General features: G+C 53.4%; 21 protein-coding genes. 7 read left to right on the top strand and 14 right to left on the bottom strand.

Annotation, left to right across the window (positions count from 1 at the left end; all coding sequences use genetic code 11):
- Positions 1-45: 45 nt before the first annotated feature.
- Both AB8809_RS01835 and AB8809_RS01830 read left to right on the top strand, forming a co-directional pair.
- Positions 46-915, top strand: a complete 870-nt coding sequence (locus AB8809_RS01835; protein ID WP_015841974.1) for a transporter substrate-binding domain-containing protein — start codon at positions 46-48, stop codon at positions 913-915.
- A gap of 94 nt (positions 916-1,009) precedes the next feature.
- The gene (locus AB8809_RS01830; protein ID WP_349856618.1) at positions 1,010-2,464 is read left to right on the top strand and encodes a M20 family metallopeptidase; all 1,455 of its coding nucleotides are present in this window, start codon (positions 1,010-1,012) and stop codon (positions 2,462-2,464) included.
- A 78-nt stretch (positions 2,465-2,542) separates the two neighbouring features.
- Here AB8809_RS01830 and trpS read toward each other — a convergent pair whose 3' ends face one another.
- The 12 genes from trpS to pilM all read right to left on the bottom strand — a co-directional run bounded on the left by trpS (position 2,543) and on the right by pilM (position 12,855).
- Positions 2,543-3,547, bottom strand: a complete 1,005-nt coding sequence (trpS, locus tag AB8809_RS01825) for a tryptophan--tRNA ligase (RefSeq protein ID WP_015841976.1) — start codon at positions 3,545-3,547, stop codon at positions 2,543-2,545.
- Positions 3,544-4,248, bottom strand: coding sequence for a phosphoglycolate phosphatase (locus AB8809_RS01820; RefSeq protein WP_225181859.1), 705 nt, complete (start codon positions 4,246-4,248; stop codon positions 3,544-3,546). Before AB8809_RS01820 ends, trpS begins: the two co-directional genes overlap by 4 nt.
- Positions 4,241-4,918 carry a ribulose-phosphate 3-epimerase gene (gene rpe, locus AB8809_RS01815; protein WP_015841978.1) on the bottom strand — a complete coding sequence of 226 codons (678 nt, stop codon included), beginning with the start codon at positions 4,916-4,918 and terminating at the stop codon, positions 4,241-4,243. Before rpe ends, AB8809_RS01820 begins: the two co-directional genes overlap by 8 nt.
- Before the next feature lie 120 nt (positions 4,919-5,038).
- On the bottom strand, positions 5,039-5,851 hold the full coding sequence (dam, locus tag AB8809_RS01810; RefSeq protein ID WP_180779247.1) for an adenine-specific DNA-methyltransferase: 813 nt from the start codon (positions 5,849-5,851) through the stop codon (positions 5,039-5,041).
- Between the two features lie 79 nt (positions 5,852-5,930).
- A complete protein-coding gene (locus AB8809_RS01805; protein WP_180779254.1) occupies positions 5,931-6,947 on the bottom strand; it encodes an SPOR domain-containing protein in 1,017 nt (338 codons plus the stop codon).
- A 167-nt stretch (positions 6,948-7,114) separates the two neighbouring features.
- Positions 7,115-8,200: a 3-dehydroquinate synthase gene (aroB, locus tag AB8809_RS01800; RefSeq protein ID WP_015841981.1), complete on the bottom strand. Its 1,086-nt coding sequence runs from the start codon at positions 8,198-8,200 to the stop codon at positions 7,115-7,117.
- 52 nt (positions 8,201-8,252) lie between these two features.
- Positions 8,253-8,774, bottom strand: coding sequence for a shikimate kinase AroK (gene aroK / locus AB8809_RS01795; protein ID WP_005969451.1), 522 nt, complete (start codon positions 8,772-8,774; stop codon positions 8,253-8,255).
- Positions 8,775-9,124: 350 nt separating this feature from the next.
- Positions 9,125-10,399 (bottom strand): DNA uptake porin HofQ, encoded by a 1,275-nt coding sequence (gene hofQ, locus AB8809_RS01790; protein ID WP_369986992.1) that lies wholly within the window; start codon positions 10,397-10,399, stop codon positions 9,125-9,127.
- A gap of 79 nt (positions 10,400-10,478) precedes the next feature.
- Positions 10,479-10,856, bottom strand: a complete 378-nt coding sequence (locus AB8809_RS01785) for a HofP DNA utilization family protein (protein ID WP_349856619.1) — start codon at positions 10,854-10,856, stop codon at positions 10,479-10,481.
- Positions 10,853-11,440 carry a hypothetical protein gene (locus tag AB8809_RS01780; protein WP_349856620.1) on the bottom strand — a complete coding sequence of 196 codons (588 nt, stop codon included), beginning with the start codon at positions 11,438-11,440 and terminating at the stop codon, positions 10,853-10,855. Before AB8809_RS01780 ends, AB8809_RS01785 begins: the two co-directional genes overlap by 4 nt.
- Entirely contained in the window at positions 11,433-12,002 is a 570-nt protein-coding gene (locus AB8809_RS01775) for a PilN domain-containing protein (RefSeq protein WP_349856621.1), read from the bottom strand. Before AB8809_RS01775 ends, AB8809_RS01780 begins: the two co-directional genes overlap by 8 nt.
- Position 12,003: 1 nt before the next feature.
- Complete coding sequence (pilM, locus tag AB8809_RS01770; protein ID WP_349856622.1) at positions 12,004-12,855, bottom strand: pilus assembly protein PilM; 852 nt, start codon at positions 12,853-12,855, stop codon at positions 12,004-12,006.
- 111 nt (positions 12,856-12,966) lie between these two features.
- Here pilM and mrcA point away from each other — a divergent pair, with 111 nt between their 5' ends.
- Positions 12,967-15,522, top strand: coding sequence for a peptidoglycan glycosyltransferase/peptidoglycan DD-transpeptidase MrcA (mrcA, locus tag AB8809_RS01765; protein ID WP_256554222.1), 2,556 nt, complete (start codon positions 12,967-12,969; stop codon positions 15,520-15,522).
- A gap of 117 nt (positions 15,523-15,639) precedes the next feature.
- Here mrcA and AB8809_RS01760 read toward each other — a convergent pair whose 3' ends face one another.
- Both AB8809_RS01760 and nudE read right to left on the bottom strand, forming a co-directional pair.
- Positions 15,640-17,079 (bottom strand): nucleoside hydrolase-like domain-containing protein, encoded by a 1,440-nt coding sequence (locus AB8809_RS01760; RefSeq protein ID WP_349856623.1) that lies wholly within the window; start codon positions 17,077-17,079, stop codon positions 15,640-15,642.
- Positions 17,080-17,309: 230 nt separating this feature from the next.
- Positions 17,310-17,867: an ADP compounds hydrolase NudE gene (gene nudE, locus AB8809_RS01755; RefSeq protein WP_015841988.1), complete on the bottom strand. Its 558-nt coding sequence runs from the start codon at positions 17,865-17,867 to the stop codon at positions 17,310-17,312.
- Between the two features lie 436 nt (positions 17,868-18,303).
- Here nudE and AB8809_RS01750 point away from each other — a divergent pair, with 436 nt between their 5' ends.
- From AB8809_RS01750 to hslO, 4 genes are all read left to right on the top strand, one after another.
- Complete coding sequence (locus tag AB8809_RS01750; protein ID WP_349856624.1) at positions 18,304-20,451, top strand: intracellular growth attenuator family protein; 2,148 nt, start codon at positions 18,304-18,306, stop codon at positions 20,449-20,451.
- 127 nt (positions 20,452-20,578) lie between these two features.
- Positions 20,579-21,265, top strand: coding sequence for a GMP/IMP nucleotidase (yrfG, locus tag AB8809_RS01745; protein ID WP_194431213.1), 687 nt, complete (start codon positions 20,579-20,581; stop codon positions 21,263-21,265).
- A 12-nt stretch (positions 21,266-21,277) separates the two neighbouring features.
- Positions 21,278-21,688: a ribosome-associated heat shock protein Hsp15 gene (gene hslR, locus AB8809_RS01740; protein ID WP_015841992.1), complete on the top strand. Its 411-nt coding sequence runs from the start codon at positions 21,278-21,280 to the stop codon at positions 21,686-21,688.
- A 100-nt stretch (positions 21,689-21,788) separates the two neighbouring features.
- A complete protein-coding gene (gene hslO / locus AB8809_RS01735; protein ID WP_349856625.1) occupies positions 21,789-22,658 on the top strand; it encodes an Hsp33 family molecular chaperone HslO in 870 nt (289 codons plus the stop codon).
- Positions 22,659-22,842 lie beyond the last annotated feature (184 nt).

The raw sequence follows: 22,842 nt of genomic DNA, 5'->3' as shown, positions 1-22,842 counted from the left end.
AAGTGGGAAAAACATAATTATATGAAGTACCAGGAGAAAACCATCATGATCAAATCAAAACTGACTCTGCTCGCCTGCTCGCTGTGCATGGCAGGTACGCTGGCCGCCTCATTCACCGCCTCAGCGGAAGAGAAGAAATGGACGACCGTCCGCATCGCCACCGAAGGCGCTTACCACCCGTATAACTTCACCAAGCCAGATGGCACGCTGGATGGCATGGAGATCGAACTGTACAAAGTGCTGTGTAACAACATGCAGGTGAAATGCGAGATCATGGTTCAACCGTTCACCAGCACCATTCCTGCCCTGAATGCTGGTAAGTTCGACGCCATCATTTCTGGTATGTCCGCTACGGAAAAACGCCGTGAGGTGATCGATTTCAGCCAGCCGTACACGCAGGCAGGACAGACTTTCGCCGTACTGAAATCCAGCAAACTCGCTAAAGAATTCCCAGACGCAGGCCAGCGTTTCTCCATTAATCCAGCCGACGAAGCCACCGCAAAGGCTGAAATTGAGAAGCTGAAGCCGCTGCTGGAAGGCAAAACTATTGGTGTACAGTCCGCCTCTATCGCCAGCGCCTTTTTGGATAAATATATGAAAGGCGTGATGAAGGTACGTGAATATAAAACCACGCAAGAACACGATCTGGATCTGAAAGCGGGCCGTGTCGATCTGGTTATCGCTTCCGCACCTTACCTGAAAAGCATTTCGGAAAAACCGGGCAATGCCGATATCGTCACACCGGGGCCACAGTTCATCGGCGGCATTTTGGGCAGCGGCTCTTCCGTTGGCCTGCGTAAGAGCGATCCAGAGCTGAAAGCCATGTTCGACAAGGCCATCGATCAGGCCAAGCAAGACGGTACGATCAGAAAACTGAGCGAAAAATGGTTCGGCATGGACACCACACCGCTCTAAGCATTACCCGATTGCAGAATCGCGAGTCATGGCTAGCCGGCTATGACTCGCCCTCGCCAATGCCTATCAGAACAATCAAACGAGCACACCACGCATGAATGCAACACACAATGAAGGAATGCTGCCCGCGGTCAACCATCAAGCCGTAGAAGAAATCTGCGACCTGATTGCGGCCAAGCGACAGCAGTTCTGTACGCTGAGCGACGGCATCTGGGATACGCCGGAGCTAAACTACGAAGAGCATCGTTCAGCGGCACAGCACGAAGCCGTCCTGAAGGCGGAAGGTTTTCGCCTGACGAAAGGCATCGCCGGTATGCCTACCGCACTATTGGGGGAATTCGGCGCAGGTCTGCCGATTATCGCCATTCTGGGTGAATACGATGCGCTGCCGGGCCTGAGCCAGCAGGCGAACGTCGCAGAACCGAAGCCGCTGGAAAACGGGGGCAACGGTCACGGCTGCGGACACAACCTGCTCGGCACCGCGGCGCTACAGGCGGCAACGGCAGTGAAAGACTATCTGCAACAGCATGAACTGGCTGGAACCGTGCGTTTTTACGGCTGCCCTGCGGAAGAAGGCGGATCGTCCAAAGGTTTTATGGTCAAGGAAGGTGTCTTTGACGACGTCGATATCGCCCTCTGCTGGCATCCGGCGACCTTCACTGGCGTCAACAGCCCGGTGTCGCTGGCCTGTAACGAACTGAATTTCTACTTCAAAGGTCGCGCCGCTCATGCCGCCGCCAGCCCGCATCTGGGCCGCAGCGCGCTGGATGCCGTGGAGCTGATGAACGTCGGCGTGAACTACATGCGCGAACACATGCCTTCCTCCGCTCGCGTTCACTACGCCATTACCGACAGCGGCGGCCAGGCTCCGAACGTCGTTCAGGCCAACGCCACTGTGCGTTACCTCGTGCGGGCACGCCAGTTGCCGGAGTTGCACCAGCTCGTCAAACGCGTGAAGAAAATTGCCGAAGGCGCGGCGCTGATGACGGAAACTGAGGTCAGCAGCGAAGTGATTAGCGGTGATGCCAACCTGCTGGCAAATCCGCCGCTGGAAGCGCGTATGCACGAACATTTGCTGGCACTCGGCCCGATACCGTTTGATGACGAAGATCGTAAGATGGCGGCGATGTTCCAGACGGCGCTGAGTGCCGAAGACATTGCCGAATCCTACGCGCGTTTCGGTGTCAAACCTCAGCCGGGTTTAACGCTGCATGACGGGATTTACCCGCTGTATAGCCCGAATGAAGCCTTCATCGGCTCCACCGATGTGGGGACGGTGAGTTGGGTTGTACCGACGGTGCAGATCCGCAGCGCCACTTACGCCATCGGTACACCGGCGCATTCATGGCAGTTGGTCGCTCAGGGGAAAACCGGTGCTGCCCACAAAGGCATGGAGTATGCAGCGAAAGCAATGGCATCACTGGCTATCGACCTGCTGGTGACGCCTGAGCTGATTGCACAGGCAAAAGCCGACCATCAGGAAAGATTGCAGCACACACCGTTTGAAAACCCGATTCCAGACGATGTGTTCCCGCCTATCCCGCAGTGATAATAAGCTGATTGAAGTGGATCTGTAGGAAGCAGCAAGGAAACCGTCAGGAGCACATCTCCTGACGGTGATTAAGACTTACGGGCGGGAAACAAAACCAACAGCGTCGTAGACTTTCTTCAGCGTTTCCTGTGCGCGAGCACTCGCTTTTTCAGCGCCTTCACGCATCACCTGTTGCAGGAACGCCTCGTCGTTACGGAAACGATGATAACGCTCTTGCAGCTCAGACAGCATGCCGGATACCGCATCCGCCACCGCACCTTTCAGGTGACCATACATCTGGCCGTTGAATTCCTGCTCCAGCTCAGGGATGCTTTTTCCCGTCACGCCAGACAGAATATCCAACAGGTTCGATACCCCGGCTTTATTCGCCACGTCATAGCGCACGACTGGCGGCTCGTCGGAATCCGTCACCGCACGTTTGATCTTCTTCACCACCGCTTTCGGATCTTCCAACAGACCGATAACGTTATTGCGGTTATCGTCAGATTTGGACATCTTCTTGGTCGGTTCCAGCAGCGACATCACACGCGCGCCCGATTTTGGAATGAACGGCTCAGGCACTTTGAAAATATCGCCATACAAGCTGTTGAAGCGCTGACCAACGTCACGGCTCAGTTCCAGATGCTGCTTCTGATCTTCGCCCACCGGCACCTGATTCGTTTGGTACAGCAGGATGTCTGCTGCCATCAGTACCGGATAATCGAACAGACCCGCGTTGATGTTCTCTTCATAACGCGCGGATTTATCCTTGAACTGTGTCATACGGCTCAGTTCGCCGAAATAGGCGTAACAGTTCAGTATCCAGCTCAGTTGGCTGTGCTCAGGCACGTGGGACTGAACAAAAATGGTGCTCTTTTTCGGATCGATGCCACAGGCCAGATACAGCGCCAGCGTATCCAGCGTCGCTTTTCTCAGCGCCTGCGGATCCTGACGTACCGTGATGGCGTGCAAATCCACGATGCAATAGATGCAGTCGTAATCGTCCTGCATGTTGACCCACTGACGTAACGCCCCCATGTAGTTACCAATGGTCAATTCACCAGACGGCTGCGCACCGCTAAATACAATGGGCTTGCTCATACTAAGGGTTCCTGATTGTGTGAAGAAGAATGCCCGATCAGAGGCAAAATATCGGCGAAACGATCCAGAACAACATCTGGCTGACTCAGCTCGATCGCTTCACCGTAGTTATAACCATACGTCATGCCAACGCAGCGACAGCCCGCAGCCTGTGCCGCCTGAATATCGTTGCGTGAATCACCAATGAAGAGCAGTTCACTGGCACGCAGCCCCAGCTTACCGAGCACCAGATAGAGTGGCGCAGGGTGAGGCTTTTTCACAATGACGTCATCGCCACCGATGATCAGCGAAAAATAGTCGCCAATCCCGAGGCCTGCCAATAACGGGGCAACGAACGGCGTGGGTTTATTGGTCACCACCGCCATCGGCACGCCCTGCTGCGCCAACTGCGCCAGCGTCTCTTTTACCTGCGGAAACAGCGTGCTGCCACTATCCACCGTTTGTGCATAATAGCTATCGAACCGCTCACGGGTTTCCTGCTGGCGTACGGCCGTTGGCTCAACGCCAGCCCAGCGCAACGCGCGTTCCACCATCACGTCCGCGCCGTTACCAATCCAGGTTGCGACACGGGCTTCGCCCGCCGCAGGCAACGACTGTGCCACTAACGCCTGATCGATTGCCGCCGCCAGACCCGGTGCGCTGTGAATCAATGTCCCGTCTAAATCAAAAGCCAATCCGCGAATCGCGGTTAATTCAGTCATGTTTCGTCCTTGAAATTTCATTACGCATTTTATCAATGACGGCACGGTAATCTGGATGACCAAAAATAGCCGATCCCGCCACAAACATATCCGCGCCTGCTTCAGCAATCGCGCCGATATTCTCTACTTTAACGCCGCCATCGACTTCCAGTCGAATGTCGTAACCGCTGTCGTCGATCAGACGACGCACCTGACGCAGCTTATCCAACGTGCTGGGAATAAAGGACTGGCCGCCAAATCCGGGGTTGACCGACATCAGCAGAATGATATCCAGCTTATCCATGACGTAATCGAGATAGCTTAACGGCGTCGCAGGGTTAAACACCAGTCCGGCTTTGCAACCGTGATCTTTGATCAGCTGTAATGAGCGATCGAGGTGATCGGTAGCTTCGGGATGAAAGGTAATGAAACTGGCTCCCGCGTTGGCGAAATCAGGGATGATACGATCGACAGGTTTCACCATCAGGTGAACGTCAATCGGCGCGGTAATGCCGTAATCGCGCAGGGATTTCAGTACCAGCGGGCCAATCGTTAAATTTGGCACATAGTGGTTATCCATAACATCAAAATGGACCACATCAGCCCCGGCAGCCAATACGTTAGCGGTATCTTCACCAAGACGGGCAAAATCAGCCGACAAAATGGACGGCGCGATTAAAAACGGTTTCATTCATTTCTCCAAACGGTAAAGTCTGAATGCCTGCGGGTAACCTGTTCGCGGCTAATGACGCCTTTCACGCCATTGGCCGATTCACTGCGCTCTGTTTACCCCACCCTGTATACAACGGTATCACCGATAGAGGGCTAATAACTCGTTTACTTTACTACGCCCTAAAATATTACGGCTAATTGTTCGACGCGCTTTAACAACATACAGCACGGCTTCCTGATACCACTCACGGGTCAGCAACGTGTCATGATTGGAAATCAGTACCGGGATCTTGCTTTCTACCGACAGACGGCGCGCCAATTGCGCCAGGCTCTGCTGATCGGCACGGCTGAAATTATTGGTGTGATAAGCCGTAAAATTTGCGGTCGCAGACAGCGGCGCATAAGGCGGATCGCAATAAATAACCGATCCCTTCTCTGCTTTTTCCAGCGTGTCCTGATAATGCTCACAGACGAAGGTGGCATTCTGGGCCTTAAAGGCGAACCAGCGAATCTCTTCTTCAGGAAAATAGGGCTTCTTATAGCGCCCGAAAGGAACATTGAATTCACCACGCATGTTGTAGCGGCACAGGCCGTTATAGCAATGGCGATTCAGATAGAGAAACAGCAGCGCGCGCCGGTAGGCGTCGCTGCAAAGGTTAAATTCATCACGCAGCAGATAAAACGCCTCAGACGTGTTCACCTCTTCCGTAAACAGTTTACGGGCATCGAGAACAAACTCATCGGCATTCGATTTGACGATATTGTACAGGTTAATCAGGTCACTATTAATATCGGCCAATATGTAGCGATCGTATTCCGTATTCAGAAATACGGAACCCGCGCCGACAAAGGGCTCAATAAGACAGTCTCCTGCGGGTAAATAGCGACGAATCTCTTCTACCAGCGGATATTTACCACCAGCCCATTTTAAAAAAGCGCGGTTCTTCTTCATGCCGTCGTTAGTTACTCATACGTTTCAGAGCCGCGGATTGTACTCTGTGTCAGACAGCACATCAGGGCTAAAATTGGTGTTACTTATTCAAGTCCTGCTTCACCTGGCGGATCGGCTTAACCCATGGTTTTTTCGCTTGAACTTCTGCGGGCAACGCGGCAATCGCCTGTTTCGCTTCCGCAGAAGAAGCATAGACTCCGGTCACTAACACATACCAGGATTTTCCGTCTCGTTTCGTTTCGTACACCCACGAATGGGTGAGATTGTTCTGTTTCGCGTAGGCTTTCAGCGTGTCCGCACGTGAAGCGCTGCTCAGTTGCAAAGTAAAGTGGCTAGCAGGCGCATTCTGTACGGAGACATTTTGCCCGGCTGCCGCTGGTGCCGCTTTGGCGTTAGCCGCAGGCTTGCTGGCTACTGGCGCTTTTGGTGCGCTGTTCACAGCAGGCTTGGTGTTATTCGCGTGCGCAGGCGCCGTATTGTGCGTATTTTTAGCGGATGAGGCCGCTGGCGTTTTCCCCGTCGGCGCGACTGTCGCAGGCGCCGTCGGCAGCGTCGAGTTTCCTGTCGCACCCTGAGAGAATTCGCTCACGCGCCCTTGCTGTTGCGACAGCGCATCGGTGATATTGCCCGGCAGCTCAATACGCTGCTGGCCTGCTACCGGCTGCTGAACCTGCGCATCCGTCGGCGTACCGGAAATCGGCGGAGCACTCAATGTCTGAGGCGATGTCGGCATCTGAGAAGACGCCTGCCCTGACGCTTGACCATGACTGGCCTCACCGGACACTGCCGCAGGGCTTTCACCCTGTGAGGAAGGCTGTGTGTTCTGTGTCATGGAGGACGAGGAAGAGAGATCAATATTTCTCTCGCCGCTCGCTTGATTCTGCGTCTGTGACGTTTGTGGCTGAGAAGGTGCCTGCAAAGCAGAACCGATACCAACGATCAGCAACACCAGCACGACAATCCCAATACCAATCATCAGGTGCTGTCTGGAAAGCGCGATTTTAGGTACCGCGAAGTTGCTGCTTTTTTGCTGACGAGTAGGTCGACGGTCACTGGTATCAGGCTTCAGCTCATCTTCCGGCTTGAACTCATCCATTTAACATCTCCCCACTAAAAAGCTCGAATCCACCGCGACGTCGTCAGGGCGAATCATTGAATCGTAACGCATTGTATTTTATTAACCATAACCCATCAGGGCGTGTCTGTCGTTAATACTTATCTTTCATAACCGATCGTCTTTCACAACCCGATAGCGTTATCGCATCAGGCCAGGCAATCAGCTATTGAGGCCAGCACCATGTCATGCGCTACGCCGCCACGGACTTCTGACTGGCCAATTGCCGTTGGCAGCACCAGACGTAACTCACCCGCCAGTACTTTCTTGTCGCGCATCATATGAGGAAGATAGGCTTCGGGCGCCATTTGCGTCGGGCCGTTCACTGGCAGGCCAGCACGAACCAGCAGAGATTTGACTCGTTCAACATCCTCAGCAGAGAACTGCCCAAGGCGACGTGCCGTATGTGCAGCCATCACCATGCCTGCCGCAACCGCTTCGCCATGAAGCCAGTTGCCGTAGCCCATTTCCGCTTCGATAGCATGACCGTAAGTATGGCCCAAATTGAGCAGAGCACGCATACCACTTTCGCGTTCATCTGCCGCGACCACTGCCGCTTTAATTTCACAGCAGCGTCGAATGCAGTAAGCCAGCGCGTCAGGCTGTAACTCACGCACGGCTTCAATGTTTTCTTCGAGCCAAAGAAAGAAATCGCGATCCAGAATAATGCCGTACTTGATGACTTCCGCCAGCCCGGATGACAATTCCCGTGCCGGTAAAGATTTCAGGCAATCCAGATCGATCACAACCGATACGGGCTGGTAGAACGCCCCGATCATGTTTTTACCCAACGGGTGATTGACGGCGGTTTTACCACCGACGGAGGAATCTACCTGCGATAACAGCGTTGTCGGCACCTGAATAAACCGGACGCCACGCTGATAACTGGCCGCGGCAAAACCGGCTAAATCGCCGATAACACCGCCACCCAAGGCAACAATCGTCGTATCACGACCATGTGGTTTCGCCAACAGAGCGCTAAAAACCTGATCCAATACGGTGAGCGATTTGTACTGCTCGCCATCAGGTAAGATAACCTGATCGACATGTACGCCGCTGTTTTCCAACACACCACGAACGCGGTCAAGGTACAGAGGGGCCAAGGTCTGGTTAGTCACCAGCATGGCCTGCTCCCCCGCTTTTAACGGCATAAAAGAAGCCGAATCATCAAATAATCCGGCGGCTATCGTAATGGGATAACTACGTTCCCCAAGTGTTACGGTAATTCTTTCCATGCGCGTTAAACAACCCGTTCAGGATCCGCTCAATGCGGATAAAGGTATGCTCTTAGTTACTTTCCAGCATATTGATAATCTGGTTAGCAACGACCTTGGCACTTTGCTCGTCAGTCCGAATGGTAACGTCAGCGATTTCTTCATAAAGCGGGTTCCGCTCTTTCGCCAGCGCTTCCAATACTTCACGTGGAGGGGTTTCAACCTGAAGTAACGGACGCTTCTTATCACGCTGCGTGCGGGCCAGCTGTTTCTCGATCGTCGTTTCCAAATAAACGACAACGCCGCGCGCGGAAAGACGGTTACGCGTCTCACGTGACTTGACTGAACCACCGCCTGTCGCCAGTACGATGCCTTGTTTTTCCGTCAATTCATTAATGACTTTCTCTTCACGATCGCGGAAGCCTTCTTCGCCTTCCACATCGAATACCCAGCCCACATCAGCCCCAGTGCGTCGCTCAATTTCTTGATCGGAGTCGAAAAACTCCATATTGAGTTGCTGAGCTAACTGACGGCCAATAGTGCTTTTGCCGGCACCCATAGGCCCAACCAGAAAGATATTGCGTTTCTCTGCCATGTTTTTTGGTATTACTAAGACAATTCGTTAATGATAACCCGCCCCGCCAATCAACCCAGCGGCGGGACCTAAACTGAAACCTCATGAGCGATAGTGCGAGAATCAGACAAAAAATTATCTCAAGACTCAGGGTAGTTTGGCAACCGAATAAAATGTCACACCGACCACAGAGGGTCAATGCAGTATGTTTTATCGACATTTTCGGTGGAACAACACTTCAGTGCTCAATTCGCTAACCCTTGTAAGCTAAATCCGCCGCAGCGTCAAACGCATAAGCGCGAACGCGATAAAATATTGCGCTCTGTCAGGAAAAAAATAACCGTATGGCATCAGTGTGCGACTGGGTTTACTCACGATGAGGCGGGTATCAGCGTCGGCGTAATGAAAATGACCAATTCTCGTCGCGTGTGCTGTTGAGTATGGTTTCTGAACAGGTGACCAAATACGGGAACCTCACCCAATATGGGTACCTGTCTGTCGCTGTTCTTTTTCTGTTGCTGGAAAATACCGCCTAATACGATAGTTTCTCCATCAGCGACCGTCACCTGAGTTTGGATCTCCTGTTTATCGATCGCTAAGGCTTCGCCATTATCGCCCTGCTTAATCGTCTGCCCCGGCATGTTTTGACTGATTTTCAGATTCAGCGTAATCCGTCCGGCACGCAAAATATCCGGCGTGACCTCCATTCCGAGCACCGCTTCTTTAAATTCAATAGACGTCGATCCGCTGGCGCCGCTGGAGACCTGATATGGAATTTCCGTACCTTGTTTAATACTGGCGGTCTGCTGGTGTGCGGTAAACAGCCGGGGGCTGGCAATAATTTCGACCTGACTTTCCTGCTCCAACGCCATGAGTTCCAGATCCAGCAGGCGACCATTCAGTCGTGCTAAATGGAACCCCGCATTGATTGCTGGCGTATCCACTGGCAGGCCGACATTAAAATTATTCAGCCTGAGTGCATTATTCGCAGCACTCCCTTCACCCAGCCCCCAGTTAACGCCCAGTTCCTGAAGGTGTTCACTGCTGATGGTGACAATATGCGCGGCCAGTTGCACCTGCGCTAAAGGGAGATCGAGCTCCTTCACCCACGGTTCGAGCTGTGCCAAAGCGTCTTCCGTATCGCGAATCAATAACGTATTCGTTCGTTTATCCACCGTTACGCTGCCGCGTGCAGAGAGCAATGTTCCACGCTGAGCCTGAACGCTGGCCGCCACGTCTGCCGCATCGGCATACTGCAATGCGACTGAGATATTGTGCAGCGGTAATTTCTGCTCCTGTTCCGCCATACGTTCGTCCCGTTCCTTCTGTAAGGATTCAAGATGCCCGGCAGGGAAAACCAACAGCACATTACCGTTGCGTTCCGCACTAAGCTTACCCATGCGCAGAACAATATCCAGCGCCTGCTGCCACGGTACCTCTGCCAACCTTACGCTCAGATTCCCCGTCACGCCCGGCGCGATCACAACATTAAGCTGCTGGTGATCGGCTAACGCCTGAAGTACCCGCGGTATCGGCGAATCCTCAAACGCCATTGATACCGAATTTTCCGCACGAGCCTGAAACGACGCGGCAAGAAAAAGCAGCCCGCCCCATACCAGCACCTGAAATAACATACTAATTTTCATAACTTTCCTTGTTATCGAGATACGCTGCTGTCAAAAGAAATCGGTTAAAAACGAATACACTCCGTCAGGCAGATTTCACCTATTCTTCTGGTTTATTGATAAACGGCGAAGCCAGCAGCAGGCTATCCGGCAGGCCGTCACACCCCGTCTCACGCAGCGTCGGGACAAGTGTGGCACCTGATTTATCCAGTTGACTGACCACCCAATTCCCTGGGGAGAGCGTCTCGCCACCCACCAGCCGGACCCAACCCGTCTCTGGCTGCGCTAACCAGCCGACCCAGTGTTCACCGGAACCAATCACACCTTTTAGCTGCCACGCTGGCTGCCTCTCTGAGGGCAAACAACGCGTGGTGACCAACGGCTGAAACGGATCGATACGTGCTGCGGGATTTTCCGCCTGCACGCTATGTGCCACGACTAGCAGCATGAATGTGAGACGAAACGAGGCATGGCTCATGGCGTCACCTCCGGTCCAATCAGCGTGAGTTCAACCTGAAGACGGGGTATTTCCGGCGGCGACGCTGTTAGACCAGCTTCAGGCTTGATGCTCAACTGCGCAATCCGCAGCACATAAGGCAACGCAGCCAGCTCACGAAGCACCTGCAACACCCCCGAGTAATCTGCGTTAAACACCAATTGCCAACGTTCATGATGAGTCCCCTCAGCATGACGCGGAGCGGGCTGCCACGACAGCAGTGAAGCACCAGCCAGCGACAGAGGCTCGGCGATAAGCTGTGCCAATCGGTCGGGCTGAAAGAGAGTGTCTTGCGCGGTTTTCTCCGCTAATTGCTCGCGTAGCGCCGACAGTGGCAGCATCACGTCTAGCTTCTGCTGGAGTGCTTGTATATCCAAACGCGCCTGAATCATTTGCTCTTCTATGCCAGTCACCGTCTGCCGGACTTCGCCTATCAGCGACCAACCAGCCAGCAGTCCGGCAGCGGTGATACATGCCAATTGCAGAGCTACCTGTTGCCAGAGTGGTTTATTAATCAATCTCGGCCGGCTCAATACGGCGTCAATCATGATCGTTTGATTAATCATGGCCTTCCCCATGTGAGGAAGTGCTCACATCACGCCAGTTAGCCTGAAAGGAAAAGCGCAGCCCGGTGTTCATCCCACGCTCTCGGGACGTATGTAGCAGTTGTACGCGTTCGACGGAAGCATGGCGCAATAATGCGTGCTGTAGCGTAATGATATCGCGATAGCTTTCACTCACGCCTGACAGCAGCAGATGCGATCCGCGATCGGCAATTTCCGTCAACCACAGACGCGCAGGCATGATGCCAGCAATCTGTTCTAGCAAACCGAGATTGCGATGATTGTCCTGCAGAATAACCGCCTGAGCCCGTTCTTGTTCCAGATAGCGGCGCAGCGTTTCCCGCGCCTGATGTGTTTGTTGATATAACGCCGTCAGTTGCTGTTGCTGGGCCAACACCGTATTGAGTGCATCCTGCGCCTGTTGTTGCCGATGCAGCCCAAATAGGTAACTCGCGACGAGCAGGCAGAGCGTTATCCCTATCTGTAACCACAGCAGCCCCAGCCAGCGACGAGCCTGCTGGCGCATCCGGGTTTTGCGCCAAGGCAAAAGGTTAATCAGCAGCATGTCAGTCATCCTCAGGACGCAATGCCAACCCACCTGCAATCGCAAAAGCAGGGGGAAAACGCGGCAGCGGTTGTTGCAGGTGGCTAAACACCGTTAATGGCGACCACGGCTGCAATATATCGGCTTTCTGGTGGGGTAAATCGGGCGAAACGCCAGAGTAATAGGCGATATTGTCGATGTCATGCTGATAGCGAGTGCTCACAATCGATAAGATATCGGCTTCACTGTTCAGCTCATCAAGGTGTATAACCCCTGAGTGAAAAGCGTGGTTCAGCGGGGATACCCACAGCCAAGCATCCAACAGGCGGTGCAGCAATAGACGGTTAGATTCAAGCCCTGCCAGCTGTGCCATCATTCGGAGCGCGCACGTTGAGACATCAAGAACATCAGGGCGTAGCCCTGCGCTATTCAGGCATGTCAGCCAGTTATCGATTTCCTGTCGGCGTGCTGCCGTCACCAGCAGCGAACCCTGCTCCTGCGGGTCTTCCCGATAGTCTATCGCCAGCGATTCGCTGCTAACCGGCAGCTTACGCGCCGCGATGGTTTCAATATAGAGACTGCGCCCTGGCTCCTGTAAACGCCGGTCAGGCATCGGTAGATGCTGCTGCAAAATCAACTGAGCAGGAAACCCTACCCGTAGCGAAATGTGTGCAGGCAGCAAACGACGCCATGTGCGCAAGGCCTCACAAAGCGCCTCAGTATGGTGTAGACTACCCGTGCGCAACGTATCGTCTGGTAGCGGACATTGCCACCAGTGACGAAGCTGCCAGCCATCGCGGCGACGCTGAACCGCCAGAGCGCGCATGAAGCCGTTTTGTATATCTAATCCAACCCGCCAGATGTGATAAGCCATGTTCAACCCGATTTCCTTATCCAATAAACATATCCACAGTGCTGGCTTACCTTTATACTAGCGCCCGGTTGTTTATAAACTGTCCAAACGCTACTGAATGGAAAATCCCAGGTGAAGTTCGTAAAGTATCTATTCATCCTTGCAGTCTCTTGCATTCTGCTGGGAGCTGCCTCGATATACGGTTTGTACCGCTATATCGAACCCCAACTGCCCAATGTCGCCACGCTGAAAGACGTCCGGCTGCAAACGCCGATGCAGGTCTACAGCGCCGATGGCGAACTGATCGCCCAGTTTGGTGAAAAACGCCGTATCCCGCTCAAGCTGGACCAGATTCCTCCTGAGTTGGTACACGCCTTTATCGCGACCGAAGATAGCCGCTTCTACGATCACCACGGTGTCGATCCCGTCGGGATTATCCGCGCAGCGTCTATCGCGTTGACGTCGGGTCACGCCTCTCAAGGGGCGAGTACCATTACGCAGCAGCTCGCCAGGAACTTCTTCCTGAGCCCGGAGCGCACCCTGATTCGTAAGATCAAGGAAGTGTTTCTGGCTATCCGTATTGAGCAGTTGCTGACCAAGGATGAGATCCTTGAGCTCTATCTGAACAAGATTTATCTCGGCTATCGCGCCTATGGCGTTGGCGCGGCGGCACAGGTGTACTTTGGCCGCCCCGTTGACCAATTGACGCTGAGCGAAATGGCGATGATCGCCGGTCTGCCGAAAGCGCCGTCAACGTTCAACCCGCTCTATTCCTATGACCGCGCCGTTGCCCGCCGTAACGTGGTGCTTGCGCGTATGAAGGATGAAAACTACATCACGCAGACGCAATACGACGCAGCGCGGAGCGAAACGCTGGTCGCGAATTATCACGCACCGGAGATTTCGTTCTCCGCGCCGTATGTCGCGGAGATGGCGCGTCAGGAGATGGTTAAACGCTACGGCGAAGATGCTTATAACGATGGTTATAAGGTCTACACGACGGTCACCAAAAAACTGCAGACTGCCGCGCAAGATGCCCTGCGTAATAACGTTATGGCCTATGACATGCGCCACGGTTACCGCGGCCCGAGCAAAGTGCTGTGGAAAGTGGGTGAAGGCGTTTGGGATCAGGCGAAGATGATTACCGCTCTGAAAGCGCTGCCGGTCTACGGCCCACTCTCTCCGGCTATCGTCACCAGCACGACTGCAGACAACGCCATTGCGATCCTGTCTGACGGCAGCAATATTGCCCTGCCAATGGCGGGCATGCGCTGGGCTCGCCCATACCGTTCCGATACGCAGCAAGGGCCAACACCAAAACGCGTAACGGACGTGGTGCAGGCCGGCCAGCAGATCTGGGTACGCAAAGTGAATGATGACTGGTGGCTGGCACAGGTGCCGGACGTCAACTCCGCCATCGTCTCGCTCAACCCGAAAGATGGTGCAATAGAAGCGCTGGTTGGCGGTTTTGACTTTAACCAAAGTAAATTCAACCGTGCGACGCAGGCTCTGCGTCAGATTGGTTCCAACATCAAACCGTTCCTGTACACCGCAGCGATGGACAAAGGTTTAACGTTGGCAACGATTCTGAACGACGTGCCGATCACCCGCTGGGATGCTGGTGCCGGATCTGACTGGCGGCCAAAAAACTCACCAGCAACCTATGATGGTCCGATCCGTCTGCGTCAGGGGCTGGGTCAGTCTAAAAACGTGGTGATGGTACGTGCCATGCGTGCGATGGGTGTGGACTATGCGGCGGATTATCTGCAACGCTTCGGTTTCCCTGAACAGAATATCGTCCATACCGAATCACTGGCGCTGGGTGCCGCCTCCTTTACTCCGCTACAGGTCGTACGTGGCTATGCAGTGATGGCAAACGGCGGCTATCTGGTCGATCCCTACCTGATAAGCAAGATAGAGAGCGAAGCAGGCGGTACGGTCTTTACGGCTACCCCGAAAGTGGTCTGCGATACCTGTAACTTACCGCTGGTCTACGGTGAAACACCACGCTCACCGGTGCTGGCGACGACTGACGTTGAGGATGTCGCCACATCAAACGAAGCGCCGCCGAAAGGTTTGCCACAGCCAGAGCTGGAACCTGTCACACCAGAGGCCGCACAGCAAAGCGCCGCACAACCTTACGCCCCGCATGTGATCAGCACACCACTGGCTTTTCTGATTAAAGACGCACTGAACAGCAACGTCTTTGGTGAACCAGGCTGGATGGGCACGGGCTGGCGTGCGGGTCGTGATTTGAAGCGTCGTGATATCGGCGGTAAAACCGGTACAACGAACAGTTCCAAAGACGCCTGGTTCTCCGGCTATGGCCCGAATCTGGTTACCTCGGTCTGGATCGGCTTCGACGATCACCGCCGCGATCTGGGGGCCAGCAGCGCATCTGGCGTCATCAAAGATCAGATTTCCGGTTATGAAGGCGGCGCGAAATCAGCACAGCCGGCGTGGGATGACTTTATGAAATCCGCGCTCGATGGCGTACCGGAACAGCCGCTAACACCACCACCCGGCGTCGTCAGCGTCGTCATTGACCGCAGCAGCGGCAAGTTGTCCAACGGTGGCGGGAACAGCCGTTCCGAATACTTTATTGACGGTACACAGCCGAAAGAATATGAAGTGCACGAAGTCGGCACCACGCTGATGGATAACGGACAAAGCGAAGAGCTGTTCTGATATCCGGCATCACGTTCATTGATGGCCTTCCTGACGGAAGGCCATTTTTATTGTAAACGCCAGCACAATACCCTACTGACGGGGCTATCAGCGATCAATGCCGTCTTTCAAACCGCATCACTTCGGCATCACGGTGACAATCGCCCGACGGTAGGAGAACAGATTCGGCGTTCCCTCATCTTTCGCCTGCAAAATGATATGGAAAGGTGTCGGCGTTTTCACGTCCGGTGCAACAAACTGCGTTTGCATGCCTGATGTATTGGCCAACTTCACTTCTGGCGCAAAATGGACGCCTATCGCAGTCGCCGTGGGCTCCTTATATTGCCACCAGGTATAATTCACCTTGTCGCCATCACGATCGTGAGAACCGTCAGCGGACAGCGTCACGGTTTCCCCGGCCTTCGCATCGATCGCTACAATAGAACGCCCGCTCTGACCATTCAGCACAAGGTCGGGGTTGTGGTTAGCCTTGTGACTGTCCTTCGTCACCGTCCAGTCCATGCGGGCAGCAAAATCATTCTGGAACGCATCACGCCAGCGCCAGATCGTGGCCGATGCGGTACGGTACATTTTACCGTTATGACTCATGACCTGATCGGAGGTGCTGACGCGTAGCCCGCTGGTATCGCCCGGTACGATAGCCGCATAGCGCCCTCCCCAACTGCCGTACTCCGTGTGTTCTGGATCGCTAAGTCCGTTTTGAATCAGGTAGAGGAATGAGGGCGTGTCCCCTTCCATCGTATATTCAATCGCAGGGTAGGCCGCACCGAGCGGGCCTTTGCTGCGGATATGCTTGCTCAACCATTCGTTATTCACCTGACTCATATCGCTACCTTCAGCAAACGACGAGGACATACCAATCCAGGTCGAGAGGAAATAATCATTCCAGGCATGGATACTGGTGATGTAGCGCAGCGTCGGGAAATTAGCGCGAATCCAGGCCCCGGTATTATCCTGATCGGAGATCGCGTACACACGAATCTTACTGACAAATGCTGCTACCTGCTCCGGTGTGCGACTGGCACGTACGTCATGGAGAGCCTGCGCTAAATCTACCGCGCCTCCCCATACCGTAATCCACAGAGGGCGGGCGTCCTGTTTGTCCACCGCCTGAATAATCAACCTGGACGCCTCTGTCGCTTTATTATCACCCACGACGTCCATGCCAAATCCGGCACGGCCAGATCTGACAACCTGACGCAATGCGTCCGCTGACGGGTAGCCGGACGCATGCTGACGCAGGTTAGGCAGCACCTGCTCGTAAGCATCAAGACGCTGCATAATCATCTCTGGATTGACCTTATCCCTCAGCCAGGTTGAGGTGGTTGCCACAATCCCTTCGACATCGAATTCGTTACTGTAGAGCAGGAAACGAACCAAAGACTGCGAATCATCAGGTTCATTACCAATGTCTGTCAGAATCAATATTCGGGTTTTATCCGGCATGGTTTTATCCGGCATGGTTTCCGCCGACTGCCCCAGCGCAGGAAAGAGCAGCATGCTCACCAATCCCAGTAACATCAACGGCGCCCGTATGATCCCCTTCGGTATGTTCATCTTATATCCCCCTTCGTCGGTGTTGTTTTACACATTTATCAGGGCTGAAAAACAAAAAAACCCGCCGTGAATAGCAGGTTTTGCTATCCACGGCAGGTTCGCCTTCATTCATCAGTCACGCCCTGTGCAGACGTTATAGACGTCCGCACCGGTCACGACAACGAGCGAAAAAAGGATGTGTGACCGATATCACCGGAAAAGACGCGCGCTTTCCGTTATGTCACAGGAAATTAGCGGGGTGTACGACGTAACCAGTCGTGAGCCAGAAACAGCGCGCTGACATTACGCGCTTCACGGAAATCCGGCTCTTGCAGCAGCGACATCATGTTATCCACAGGCCAGCGGACTTGCGGCATGGGCTCTGGTTCATCGCCTTCCAGGCTTTGCGGATACAGCCCGCGCGCCACCACAATATTCATCTGGCTGGAAAAATAGGAAGGTGCCATCGTTAATGTCGCCAGCAACTCCAGCTGTTCCGCCCCAAAGCCGACTTCTTCCATTAGTTCGCGGTTAGCCGCTTCAAAGACCGTTTCACCGGGGTCGATCAGCCCTTTGGGGAACCCTAATTCGTATTCCTCAATGCCGACAGCGTATTCACGGATCAACAACAGTTCATCATCAATGACCGGGACAACCATCACCGCCTGCCGACCGCTTGAACGCATCCGTTCATAAACCCGACGAACCCCGTTGCTGAATTCAAGATCGACGGATTCCACATTGAACAGGCGCGAACGCGCTACCGTTTCTACTTTGAGGATTTTAGGTTTTTGCAGGTTATGACTCATTGATGCCCCCAGAGCGTTACGACCAGAACGGCACCTTAGCCCAACACACATGAGAGACTGCGTTTAACGCAACCTGAATATGGCATGCTGTTGGATAAGCGGAGATCGTAAATATTCTTTTTTGATTCTGTTCACATTGTGCGTTAACAGTCGCCTTCGCTGCAACTATCGTGGCGATGAATTTACGTGTGAGCAACATACAGGATACATCCTGTATGAGAAACCGCCGCTAAAAGTCAATAACTTTAAAAAAATAGGAATATCCTCATTCAATAGGCATTTTTTGCTTGTTACTATCATCACCTTATGCGATTAATTCCATTCATAATTACGTTATTAATCTAAGAAAACAATGCCATACGGGTTATCATCGATTGTATAATTTTGTTAAACTCCGACGAAAACAGGGAGCCTCGCGTTTTGGAAGGGAGATGACATGAGCACAATATTTACCTTATTGGCCATATTGCTTGCCTGTCTGATCGCGATCGGAGGTGTTGTCGGTTACCGTATGCGTCGTCGTTTCTTATCCACTCCGCCATTACCCGTTTCTCAATCGCTTCCCCGGCGGCTAACTGAAGATGAACGGATTGCCGTTGAGCGTTATCTGGCTCAGGAAAACAGCCAGCAAACCACGCCGCTTGATACCCCGAATGCGCAGCCAAAACTGCCGCGTTCCCTGCAAAGTAATCGGGTTTACCCCGTCACCCATACGATTACACGCTACGGCCTGAGCACCGATGCTCAGAATAAGTGGCGCTACTACATTGATACACAAGAGATCCATCTGCCACCCAGTTGGGAACAGTTCATTACCGAAAACAATACCGTCGAACTGATAAAGACGCGATCAATCCCGCTGGTCATTTCCCTGAACGGGCACTCGCTAACAGAGTGTCTGGACGATCGGCCCCTGGCTCCGCTACCGAGCGAAATTCCTGTCACGAATGCCGCCATCCGTCAGGAGGGCAGTGAGCATGCCGAGTTAGTCACGATCCGCAAGGAAACACGTGAAGAACACGCCATGCACCACTCCCGAGGTTTGAAGGAAACAGCCGTACTCTGCGTATCTTTTCTGCTCTTGTTCATTAGCCTGAATAGTCCTATCGCCCTACTCCCCTGGCTGATCGGTGCTGCCTCCTTATTAGCAGGCTGGAGCCTATGGCAGCTTTTCCGCTCGCCGTCCGCTCAGGAGCTGCGGGATGTACACTGCCTTCACGGCACGCCACAGGGGTTGGGTCTGTTTGGCGAATCCAATCAGGGGCCACTCGGCAATATCTCGCTCGGTAATATCGATCTGATTTACCCGCCTCACTGGCAACCCTACATCACGCAAGATCTGGGCAGAAAAACGGATGTCGATATCTACCTCAATCGACAGGTCATCCGTCAGGGGGAACATCTTTCGCTGCATGACGAAGTGAAAAATTTCCCGCTACAGCGCTGGGGCAGGAATCTGCTGCTGTCCGTTGGTTCACTGCTCAGCCTGATTTTACTGGTCACAAACGTGCAACTGGAACTGCCGCTAAAGCTCAGTCTGGCCTGGCTTCAGGGCGCGCAGCGCATTCAGGTCACGCAGGTCAGCGATCTGGAAAAAGCTCAGCTCCGCATTGGCGATACGCTGGCGGTGCGTGGCAGCGGCATGTGCTATGTACCAGCAGGCATTCATCCCGTTTCCGCGCCGTCATCCTACGCGTTCAGCCCGTTCGACTGCTCCGCCATTTACTGGAATCAAGCTGCGCCGTTACCGTTACCAGAATCCGAGACGATTGAAAAAGCCTCCGCCTTGCTGAAATCAGTCAACAGCCAGCTCCATCCGCAAGCGGAAAAAGAGGGTCAGGTCAACTCTCAGCTAGCATCAACTATCCAGAAGTCAGGGCTGATCCTGATGAAAAACTTCGCTGATGTTGTTCTGAGAACACAAGATTTGTGTAAACAGGAAAACGATTGCTCCCGCCTGAAAAATGCGCTGGTGAATCTGAGCGATGTCAAAAACTGGAATACGCTGGTAAAAGACGCCAACTCCGGCACGCTGAAAGGTATGAATGTGGTGCTGCCCGCCGTCAGCGCAGAAACGCTGGAAGCCTTGGTCAACAGTTCTACCGATCAATTCTTCTATCAGGAAATCAATAACGCGGCAGAATCGCTGAACAGCCCGCCGCCGGGTGGATTCCTGATTCGCAGCGACGAAGGACGACAGTTCGTGAACCACCCGCTCCCTCCGATGCCGCTCAATGAATATCGTCCATCGGATCAGTGGCAGGAACTCCAGCGGCTTTCCGCGATGCTGTTGCATACGCCGTTTAATGCCACGGGCGTTATCACCCAGCTCAACACCGATGCCAACGGGACGCAGCACATCAGCCTGCACAGCGAGCCCGACGTCATTACCGTCTGGCGCTATCTCGGCAGTTGCCTGCTGCTACTGCTATTTTCTGCAACGTTTATCGTTAATGCGGTTCTTACCGGCATTAAAATGCGTAAAAGCCAGAAGCGCGTGACCGATATTCAGCGTTATTACGCTTCTCGATTCAACATGATGACGAATGCGTTCCCGGACAATCGCCCCTTGCTTCCCCGCTAACGGCGTCGTGCCCGTTCCGCGGTTGTGCTAACCTAGCGGCATCGGTTTCCCATCACTATTGTCACAATTGCATTGCGCGTCGCCTGCTTCACCCTCCCTATAGCACGGCGCGATATCTGGAGTCGTTATGAATCCCCACGTTAACTGGCACGACATCGACACCGTGATACTGGATATGGATGGCACGCTGCTCGATCTGGCGTTTGACAGCTATTTCTGGCTTCAACTGGTACCGCAGTCGCTCAGTGAAAAGCGCCATATCAGCCTTGAACAGGCACACCAACTTATCAAGCAAGAGTATCAGGCGGTTCAGCACACGCTAAACTGGTATTGCTTCGATTACTGGTCAGAACGTCTCGATCTGGATATCTATCAAATGACAACGGATATCGGCACGCGTGCCCGCTTGCGCGATGACACCACGCCATTTTTAACGGCGCTGCGCGAGTGCGGTAAAGAGACGATTCTGCTGACCAACGCCCATCCACACAGTCTGGCGGTAAAAATCGAACATACCGGACTGGATCAGCACCTTGATTTATTACTTTCCACCCATACTTATGGGTATCCGAAAGAGAATCAGCGCTTGTGGCAGGCCGTCCAGCAGCAAACCGGCTTCGACCCTGCCAGAACATTATTCGTGGATGACAGCGAGCCGATTCTGGATGCCGCGAAAACCTTCGGCATCCATTACTGTCTGGGCGTGCGTAATCCAGATTCCGGCGAGCAGGAAAAGGTATTCCTACAACATCCGTCAATGAACGACTATCTTGCGCTGCTACCCGCTCTGCGTCACTCCGTTAACGCAGGGTAATCAGGGGGATTGATGGTGAAAGCTACCGAGCAGGCCGACGACGCCGTTCGTCTGGATAAATGGCTCTGGGCCGCCCGTTTCTATAAGACCCGGGCTATCGCCCGCGAAATGATCGACGGCGGCAAAGTCCACTATAACGGGCAACGCGGTAAGCCGAGCAAACAGGTCGAACTGAATGCCGAGGTGAAACTGCGTCAGGGCAATGATGAACGCACCGTGATTATTTTGGCCGTTAGCGGCCAGCGCAGAAGTGCGACAGAAGCACAGGCGCTGTATCAGGAAACGGCTGCAAGCATTGAGAAACGAGAAAAGCTGGCGCAGGCGCGGAAAATGAATGCGCTAACGATGCCACACCCCGATCGCCGCCCTGATAAAAAAGAGCGTCGCGATCTGATTAAATTTAAATACAGCGATCAGGAATAACGCGCTGCCCTTCATTTGTTGGTCATCAAACTGATGACAATAGAAAGAAGACTCAGCGATCGCCGCATCACTCATCGCCGTACCAAGACGAGAAAACATCATGGCTCACGACCAACTATATCGTTATCTGTTTGAAAATTATGCCGTTCGTGGCGAACTGGTAACCGTTAACGAAACGTATCAACGTATTTTGACCAACCACGACTATCCGTCTGCGGTGCAAACACTGCTGGGTGAAATGCTGGTTGCCACCAGCCTGTTGACGGCCACGCTGAAATTCAGCGGCGATATTACCGTTCAGCTTCAGGGCGATGGCCCACTGAAACTGGCGGTGATTAACGGCAATCATCAGCAGCAAATGCGCGGCGTTGCCCGCCTGCAAGGAGATATCGCGCCAGGGAGTTCGCTGAAAGAGATGGTCGGCAATGGCTACCTGGTGATTACCATTACGCCGACGGAAGGTGAGCGCTATCAGGGCGTTGTCGGTTTAGAAGGTGAAACCGTTGCTGAATGTCTGGAAAGCTATTTCCAGCAGTCCGAACAGTTGCCGACGCGGCTGTTTATCCGTACCGGACAGCACGAAGGCAAGCAGGCAGCCGCAGGCATGCTGCTTCAGGTATTGCCTGCACAGGATGCCGATCGTGATGATTTCGATCATCTGGCGCAGCTCACCACAACGGTCAAAGGCGAAGAGCTGTTTTCCCTGCCTGCCACCGAAGTCCTGTACCGCCTTTACCATCAGGAAGAGGTTACCGTGTACGAGCCGCAGGATGTCGAATTCCGCTGCCACTGCTCACGCGATCGTTGCGCCGATGCATTAATGACGCTGTCCGATCAGGAAGTGAATGAGATGATCGAACAAGATGGCGAAATCGATATGCACTGTGATTATTGCGGTACGCACTACCTGTTTAATTCGCTGGACATCCGCACCATACGGCACGATTCATCAGGAAATCTGTTGCATTAATTGTTTTAACGGGTACGAAAGTACCCGTTTTATTTTGCTTATTTTCCCATCTATAAACCGCCGTGATTATTTTTCAAACACCTAAATAAGCAAAGTTATTAATGAATTTATTTAATTTTATGATTGCTATCGCGGTTAAAATAAGCTCACTCCCTACAATGTTTAGTAGTACGACTATAACTTG

The sequence above is a fragment of the Pectobacterium aroidearum genome, assembly GCF_041228105.1.
Lineage (GTDB): Bacteria > Pseudomonadota > Gammaproteobacteria > Enterobacterales > Enterobacteriaceae > Pectobacterium > Pectobacterium aroidearum.
This window is presented reverse-complemented; position numbering and strand designations above follow the sequence as displayed.